At 75.3% G+C, this 8,169-nt stretch carries 6 protein-coding genes; 2 read left to right on the forward strand and 4 right to left on the reverse strand.

What is annotated here, in order from left to right; translation table 11 throughout:
* Positions 1-110 precede the first annotated feature (110 nt).
* Entirely contained in the window at positions 111-950 is an 840-nt protein-coding gene (locus OOZ19_RS29460) for an amidohydrolase family protein (RefSeq protein WP_266093443.1), read from the reverse strand.
* 162 nt (positions 951-1,112) lie between these two features.
* Between OOZ19_RS29460 and OOZ19_RS29465 the strand changes: the two genes are divergently transcribed.
* Complete coding sequence (locus OOZ19_RS29465; protein WP_266093444.1) at positions 1,113-2,060, forward strand: N-acetylglucosamine kinase; 948 nt, start codon at positions 1,113-1,115, stop codon at positions 2,058-2,060.
* A 28-nt stretch (positions 2,061-2,088) separates the two neighbouring features.
* Here the strand turns inward: OOZ19_RS29465 and OOZ19_RS29470 are convergent, their stop codons facing one another.
* From OOZ19_RS29470 to OOZ19_RS29480, 3 genes are all read right to left on the reverse strand, one after another.
* Positions 2,089-2,838 carry a DUF3159 domain-containing protein gene (locus OOZ19_RS29470; protein WP_416309524.1) on the reverse strand — a complete coding sequence of 250 codons (750 nt, stop codon included), beginning with the start codon at positions 2,836-2,838 and terminating at the stop codon, positions 2,089-2,091.
* Positions 2,839-2,950: 112 nt separating this feature from the next.
* Positions 2,951-3,655 (reverse strand): ESX secretion-associated protein EspG, encoded by a 705-nt coding sequence (locus OOZ19_RS29475; protein ID WP_266093445.1) that lies wholly within the window; start codon positions 3,653-3,655, stop codon positions 2,951-2,953.
* 80 nt (positions 3,656-3,735) lie between these two features.
* Positions 3,736-6,081: a hypothetical protein gene (locus tag OOZ19_RS29480; protein ID WP_266093446.1), complete on the reverse strand. Its 2,346-nt coding sequence runs from the start codon at positions 6,079-6,081 to the stop codon at positions 3,736-3,738.
* 960 nt (positions 6,082-7,041) lie between these two features.
* Between OOZ19_RS29480 and OOZ19_RS29485 the strand changes: the two genes are divergently transcribed.
* The gene (locus OOZ19_RS29485; protein WP_266093447.1) at positions 7,042-7,890 is read left to right on the forward strand and encodes an SGNH/GDSL hydrolase family protein; all 849 of its coding nucleotides are present in this window, start codon (positions 7,042-7,044) and stop codon (positions 7,888-7,890) included.
* Positions 7,891-8,169 lie beyond the last annotated feature (279 nt).

The raw sequence follows: 8,169 nt of genomic DNA on the forward strand, positions 1-8,169 counted from the left end.
GAGATGGAGGAAAACGCGCGGGGTCCGCGATCAACTCGGATCACCGGCCGTGATCGAACCGAGCCGGGGCCGATCACCCGCACCGCGCTCGGCGGCACTGAGCCGGGTGATCAGAGCTCGTAGACCTGGCGCGCGGTGCCGTCGAAGATCGCCGTCCGCTCCCGCTGCGACAGCCCGCCCACCAGCTGCGAGGCCAGCCGCAGGACCTCCCGGTAGGAAGCCGCCGACGTGCACACCGGCCAGTCCGAGCCGAACATCAACCGGCCGGGCCCGAACGCGTCCAGCACCACCTCGACGCACGGCCGCAGCACCTCGACGTCCGGCGGCTGCTGCCCGCCGGCCTCGGTGACCAGGCCGGACAGCTTGCACAGCACGTTCGGATGTTCCGCCAGCCGCCGCACCAGCGCCTCCCACAGCCGCGGATCGCCGCCGACGGGCGGCTTGCCGCAGTGATCCAGCACGAAGGTCAGCTGCGGGAACTCGCCCACCGCCTTGATCGCCGCGGGGAGCTGGTGCGGACGCACCAGCAGCTCGAACACCAGCCCGGCGTCCTCCACCGCCGCGAGTCCGCGCAGCACGTCCGGCCTGATCAGCCACTCCGGGTCCGCTTCGAACTCGACCGGGTGCCGGATGCCCTTCAACCAGCGGCCCGCCGGGTGCGACAGCAGCGCGCCGAGCCGTTCCCGCACACCGCGCGCGGTGAGGTCCACCCAGCCGACGACCGCTCCGATGCAGTGCACCGAGTCGGCCAGCACCAGCATCTCCGGCGTCTCGTCCGGGTCGGCGACGGTCTGCACCAGCACCGTCGTGTCCACCGAGGTGCCGCGGACCGCGTCGGCCAGGTCGGAGGGCCGGAAATCGCGGCGCAACGCCTCGCTCGCGAGCCCGGTGATCCACGGCTGGTCCCGGACGTCGATGTCCCACAGGTGGTGGTGCGCGTCGACGGTCATCGCTCTCGTCCTTCCCCGGCCGCACCGGCTCCCGGCGATCGATCCCACAGTGTGGCCCGTGCCCGCCCGTCGACTCGGCGCAGGGCCGGGATGACCGCTCCCCCGCCGGTGAGCGGCCCGATCGCCCCCGCGACGCCCCTGCCCTGCGGTACAACGGAACGCATGCGGGACCTAGTGCTCGGCCTCGACATCGGCGGTACCTCCAGCCGCGCCCAGGTCGGCGACCTGAGCGGGCGGCTCGTGGGAAGCGGCACCGCGGGCGGCGGCAACCCGAACTCGCACCCCCCGGAGGACGCCGTCGCGCAGGTCACCGCCGCGGCCCGCGCCGCGCTCGGCGACCTCGACGGGAGCGCGGTGGGATCCGCCGTCCTCGGCATGGCCGGGGTGAGCGCCATGACGGATCCGCGGGTGGCGGGACTGTTCGAGCAGGGCTGGAACTCGCTCGGCCTGCACTGCCCGGTGCGGGTCGTCAGCGATTGCGAGGTGGCCTTCGCCGCGGGCACCGCCGCCGGTGCTGGGACCGTGCTCATCGCCGGGACCGGCGCCATCGCCGCCCGCATCGAGGACCACCGGGAGGCGGCCTCCGCGGGTGGGCACGGCTGGCTGCTCGGCGATGAGGGATCCGCGTTCTGGCTCGGCAGGGAAGCCGTCCGGCACGCGCTGCGCACCCTGGACGCGGGATCCGCACCCGGAGGACTCGCCCGAGCCGTGCTGGTGAACGTGCTCGACGGCGAACCGGGCCACGACCCGGTCCGCGTGCGCAAGCAGCTGATCACCGCGGTCAACGGGGCACCGCCGATCCGGCTCGCCGAGCTCGCGCCGCTGGTCACCGCCGCCAGCGCGGACGACGACCCGGCGGGCTCGAACATCGTGGGGCGCGCGGCCGTCGAACTCGCCGACACGGCCGTGCGGGCCCGGGGCTCCGGGCCGGTCGTGCTGGCCGGTGGGCTCACCACCGCGGGCAACCCGGTCGGCACCGCCCTGCGCGCGGAGCTCGGCGACCGGCTGCCCGGCACACCGCTGCACCTGGCCGGGCCGGGCGCCGCCGGTGCGGCCTGGCTCGCCGCCCTCGACCTCGATCCGGCCGCACCCCGCTACCCGGGCATCTGACGCCGCCGGCAACCTCGGCCGAACGCGGTCACTCGCCGTCCGCGGCTCGGCCGCCCACGGCCGCTCCCGACTCGTCCGGGACGCGCGGATGGCGGATCCCCGCGTGGTCGGCGGGCAGGGCGCGTCGCAGCACCCACCAGCTCACCGCGATGCACACGGCCACCAGCGGCCAGGTGAGGATCGCCTGCGCCGCGCTCAACGCCAGCACCGCGCCGCCCAGCCACAGCGGGATGAACACCAGCAACCGCACCACGTACTGCCCGACCCACACCCAACTCGCCAGGCTGTAGGCGCGCAGCAGCGCCGGGTCCCGCCGCCACGAACGGCCCTGCCCCAGCAGCGTGCCCACGACGACGCCCAGCAGCGGCCACCGGGCCGCGATGCTCACCATCCACATCAAGGCGCTCACGGCGTTGGTGACCAGCCGCGCGAGGAAGAAGTCCGCCGCGTTGCCGGTGTAGAGCGCGATCACCGCGCCGAGCAGCACCGCCAGCAGGCTCACCAGCACCGCCAGCGGGCGGGCGCCGTCGCGCAGCCGCCACCCGCCGAGCACCGCGCCGACCGCGACGGCCGCCGCGCCACCGGCGGCGATGGACTCACCGCCGAGGTACCAGCCGAGTCCGAACAGCACCGGCGGCAGGCTGGCGTCCAGCGCGCTCGTGCGACCGCCGAGCAGCCGCATCAACGAATCCCGCTCCGCACCTGGTTCCGGGACGCCTGATTCCTGGCCGCCCGATTCCGCGGCGGTGCGCGCCCGCCCGGTCTGCCGATCCCGCATCACACCTCCAGCCTGCCGCACCGGCGGCCGTCGACGCACCCACCGATCGGCGGGAGCCACGAATCACACCGACCGACGGCCGGCGGGCCGGAACGAGATCGGAGACCGTTCGTCAGTCGTGGGCCACGCGGGACAGGAGGTCGGCCAGGCGGTCGACGATCGCGGCGCGGTCGGCGGGAGCGCAGGTCAGCACATCGCGGCCGTCCTGGGACGGCTCGCCGAACAGCGTGAACCGGCCCAGGTCGTTGTCGAACCAGGTCAAGCCGGGATTCGCGGCAGCACCGGCCCGCCGGTCGGCTCCGGACACCAGGAAGTGGCCGATCCGGTGCCGCGGCCTGCCCATGATCTCCTCCAGCGCTCGGGACCGGGCGGTCCGGTCGGCCCGCACCGGTTCGCCCGCCGCCGGCGGGGCCTGCGGCAGCAGGTCCGCGCACACCTCCGGCAGGTCGTGCGGGTCGAGGAACTCCAGGTGCAGCCGACGCCCGTCGAGCACTCCCACCACGCCCACCTCGCCCGTCGCGACGACGCGCGCGGCGAGCCGCTGCCCGGTGCGCACGTCGACCAGACCGGCGGCGGCGATGGACACCTCGGATCCGCACAGCAGGTACAGCGCGTCCTCGACCTCGGGTTCCGGGCGGCCGTCCACGGCGAGGCCCGAGGTTTCCAGCTCGCCCCACACCTGACGCACCAGCCGGGCGCGTTCCTCGGCGGACTCCTCCGGCCGGGACAGCTCGAACGGGTACTGCCGGACGTCCAGGTTGAGCTGCTCGCCGAGCACGTCCACGGCGGGCAGGGAGAGGGCGATCGTGTCGACCATCGGCTGTCGTATCTCACCTTCGGTACGGCGGGCTCGCGCGGAGCCCGCCGGTGAACCAGGGGATCAGAGCGCGTCGCGCGTCAGAAGTCGCGGTAGCCCGGCGGGGCTTCGCCGAGAACCGGGGGCGCCACCAGGCGCCCGCTGCCGAACTCCTCGTCGTAGCCGTCGTCGGCTTCGAGCAGGAACTGCGGGCCCCGCTCGTTCGGGCCGGATTCGCCCGGCCGGTAGCCGCCGGTGCTGTACTCCTTCTCGCGGGACTCCTGCTGGACCTCGTCGGAGGCCGCCCAGGACGTGCGGCGGGAACTCCGCCCGCGCGCCGAGGACGTCCGCGCCTTGGCGCTCATCGGGCCGAAGCCGCCGTCGGGACGAGCCTCGTACCGATCGATCTGCCGCTGCGCGGGTTGCTGCGGCTCGGGCCGCTGCGGGTTCTGCTGCTCCCCGCCATGCTGCTCCCCGCCATGCTGCTCGGGCCGCTGCGGGTTCTGCTGCTCCCCGCCGTGCTGCTCCCCGCCATGCTGCTCGGGCCGCTGCTGCTGCGCTGGCGGCGGCGGTGGGGGCTGCTGCTGTGCAGGCTGCGCGGCTTGCTGCGGCCCGGAGTGCGGCTGCGGAGGTTGCTGCTGTGCCGGCGGCGGCTGCGGCGGTGGGGGCTGCTGCGTCACGGGCATCGGCGGCCGGGCAGCAGGTCCCGGCGGCGGACCCGCTGGGATCGGCGGACCGTCCGGACGTGGCCCCGCGGGCGGCGGCCCCGTGCGCGCGGCGGAAGGCCGTTGTCCGGCGTCCGCACCGGGAGGCAGCGGCACCGGCATGCCGCGCGGCGGCGACATCGGCTCCGGGCCTCCGGGCGGCGGACCGGCCTCCGGCTGCATCGGCATTCCGGCGGGAGGCGACGCCTGACCCGCTCCGGGCGGCGGCATCGGCATGCCGGGCGGGGGCGACGCCGGTTCCGCTCCGGGCGGCAGCGGCATGCCGCCCGACGGCGACATCGGTTCGGTCCGCTGGACGGCTTCCGGCGGAAGAGGGGGTCGACCGGGCGGCACCTCGCGGGCGGCGTCCGGGTGCTGCTCCCGGCCGGGAGCGCGCTGCGGCATCGGTGGCGGGCCCGCGCGGTGTCCCGGCTGCTGGTCCGGAGCGAAGCGCGGCGGACCCGATGCGGGCATGCCGGGCCGCGGCGGCTCTTCGACCTCGCCGGGCGGCCCGATCAGGCCGCCCGGAGCGGCCGGGGTCTCCGGCAGGCCGAACAGGTCCTCGGGTTCCGGCTGTTCGGGCTCGGCGTGACGCCGCCCCGATCGGGCCTCGCCGGGCTGCGGCGGCCTGCCGACGCCGGGTGCCTGCTCGGACGCGGTCGGCGGCGGCCCGTGGAACACCGGCGGCTGCGCGGGCACCGGGCCGAGTTGCTGCGGCCCGGCGGAAGGCGGTCCGGCGGGCGGCGGGCCGACCGGCAGCTGCCCGGCGGAGTGCGCCACCGGGCCCGGCTCACCGGCGTGCGGCAGCGCGGGGGGCTCCGGCACGGGCAACCGCCCCGCTGTCGGCCTCTCCAGGGCGGAACCCGCGTCGAGCGGCGGTACCTGCGGCAGCGGGCGCGCTCCGGCGGCGGGCCGGGTTCGGTCGTGCGGCGACTCGGGCGTGCGCCCGCTCGGCGGCAGAGGCGGTTCGCCCGCCTCGGTTCCGGGCTGCGGCAGCGCCCCCGTCAGCGGTCCGGAGAACCCGCTCGGACGGGTGCCGTCCCGCTGGTCGGCGGGACCGGCCTCGGCGGGCCGGGGCTGCTCGGCGGGCCCGGCCAGATCACCGGACAGCGCGGAGGTCCCCCCTGCCGGTTCCAGCCGTTCCGGCTGCGCTGGTCGCGGCCGGGGCGCCGGTCTGCGCCGCTCGTGCACGAAGCGTTCGCCGAGCCGCTCGATGCGCTCCCAGAGCGCGAACGGGTCGGGCTCGGCGGCCAGCGCCGCGAACTCGGATCGCAGGTCGAAGCCGCCCGGCCGGGCGGGCGGGCGAGGTGCCGCGGGGCGGCGAGCCTCGTCGTGCCGCGCGGGCGGCTGCTCCGGGGGGAGCTCTCCCGACCGGAGTTCTCCCTGGGGCACCAGCTCACCGGCCGATCCGAGCACGCCGCGCACCGGCATTCCGGGGCGTTCCGGGGGCTGCGGCCGGGACGACGGCGGGTCCGCGGGCGGCGGCCCGCTCGGAACCGCCGGACGACCCGGTCGCCGCGGCCGGTCGGCGCCCTGCGCCGGACCGGCCTGCGGTGGCTGCTCCGGAGGCCGGAGTTCGCCGGGGCCCGGCGGCACGGGGAGCTCGCCGGAGGATTGGAGGTCGCCGACGCGGCGGAACTCGGGCGAGGCCCGGCGCGGTTCGCCGTGCGCGTCGTCACCACCGGGCGAGTCGGCCGCATCGTGCGGCGTCCCGTCACCGGACTCCCGGAAATCCCCGGACATCAGGTGCTCACCACCGAGAAGAGATTCGGAATAATGGGACTCTTCGGAAATCAGGGATTCTTGGTAAATGACGGTCTCGCCGGCCGAGAAGGATTCATCGGCCGATCGGGATCCGAATTCGGGCGGTGCCGGTGGCCGGCTGCTCCGGAATGCGGCATCGGGTCCGAGTTCGCCACCGATCCGAGCGGCCCCGCCGGATCCGTTCGCCTGCCGCGCCGGCGGTGCCGGGCGGCGCGTCGCGACGCCCGGAGCGGGCCGTCCGAGCTGCCCGGAGCCACGGCGTGCGGTGTCCGGTGCCGGAGGCAGGTGCCGGGAGCCGCCGCCCGGTTCGGCCGCCCGGCGCGGCGCGGCGGGCGGCGGATGACCCGCCGGTCCCGGCGCCGCCGGATTGTGCGGTGACGTCACTTCTCCCCCAGCTCTCGGATGCACTGCGGTCGCCGCGGACCCCTCGCCCGGCCGTGCCGCATCAGTGCACCGGGCATCGTCGTGGCGACGCGCCCTGTCCTGCCGTCGTTCCCCACTCAGGCACCTGTCACCTGGTGGTCCGCGCCGGTGGCAGTCGGTCGCGCCGGGGTCGGATGACCACTGCGGCGACGGCGTCCCCCACCTCGCGCAGGGTCGTCACCTGCGCCGATCGCGACATCACGAGCCCCCTCGTTGCTTCTGTTACCGCCGAGCGACATTAGCAGTCGCGTTCGAGGCGTACCGTCGTTTCCCGGTAAGCCACCTTTATTCACGCGGGTGCACGCGCGTGCCATCCATCGCCCCTGTTCGGCAAGGTGCGTCGTGTCCCACATCCGGCGGGATCGTGCCGCGGGAGTGGGCGTGCACCTGCGCGGAACAAAATCGAGACGTTGAGGTGCCGTTAATCACTCGTCCGTAACCGACGGTGGCGTAGGTCGTCTTCGGAGGATCAGTGTGTCCTCTGGGCGAGAGACAGCAAGCGCAGGAGGAGGGCCGATGAACGGCCGGGAGTACACGGGTGGCGGAGCGCAGCGGGCGGATTGGCCGAGCTTCGTGGCATTGGGTGACAGCTTCACCGAAGGGGTCGCCGACCCGTCCCCCGGCGGCGGATGCCGCGGCTGGGCGGACCGCCTCGCGGAGCACTTGACGACGCGGAACCCGCGGCTGCGGTACGCGAACCTCGCGGTGCGCGGCAAGCTGCTGCGCCAGATCACCGAGGACCAGGTGCCGCAGGCGCTGGAGCTGCGGCCCGCGCTGGTGTCGCTGGTCGGCGGCGGCAACGACATCATCCGCCCCGGCAGCGACCCGGACGAGCTGGCCGCGATGTTCGACGACGCGGTGACCAGGCTGCACGCGATCGGTTCGGACGTGCTGATCGGCACCGGTTTCGACACGTCGACGACGCCCGTGCTGCGGCGGGTCCGCGGCAAGGTCGGCACCTACAACGCGCATCTGCGGGCCATCGCCGACAAGCACGGGTGCTACGTCGTGGACCTGTGGTCGATGCGCGTGCTGCAGGACGCGCGGGCGTGGAGCGACGACCGCCTGCACCTGTCCTCGGAGGGGCACCGCCGGGTGGCGGCGCGGGCGTGCGAGGCGCTGGGCGTCGAGATCGACGACGACTGGCGCACCCCGTGGCCCGAACTCCCGACCCGCCCGTGGCGCGTGCAGCGCGCCGAGGACATCCAGTGGGCGCGGGAACACCTGGCCCCGTGGATCGTCCGCCGCCTCCGCGGGCAGTCCAGCGGCGACGGCCGCGGCCCGAAACGCCCCCGCCTCGAACACCTCTGCACCGGAGCCGGCCGCGCGGAACAACCGACCCAGGACACCCCGAACCCCCGCTGACCGACCGCCCGCCTCCACCTCGGATACCAGGCCCCTCCGCCACCTTCGATCCGCGTCCCATCAGCGGCGAAGCCGTGCCTCGCGGCGAAGCCGTGCCTAGCGGCGAAGCCGTGCAGTAGGCGGCGAAGCCGTGCAGTAGGCGGCGAAGCCGTGCAGTAGGCGGCGAAGCCACGCCTGCCTCGCGGCCGAAGGCCGTGCCTGTATGCGCGCCAGCGCATAGCCCACGTCGAAAAGCCGACCACCCGCGGGTTCTCAGCGGCTTCCTCGCGAGGACAGCTT

The sequence above is a fragment of the Saccharopolyspora sp. NFXS83 genome (assembly GCF_026241095.1).
Lineage (GTDB): Bacteria > Actinomycetota > Actinomycetes > Mycobacteriales > Pseudonocardiaceae > Saccharopolyspora_C.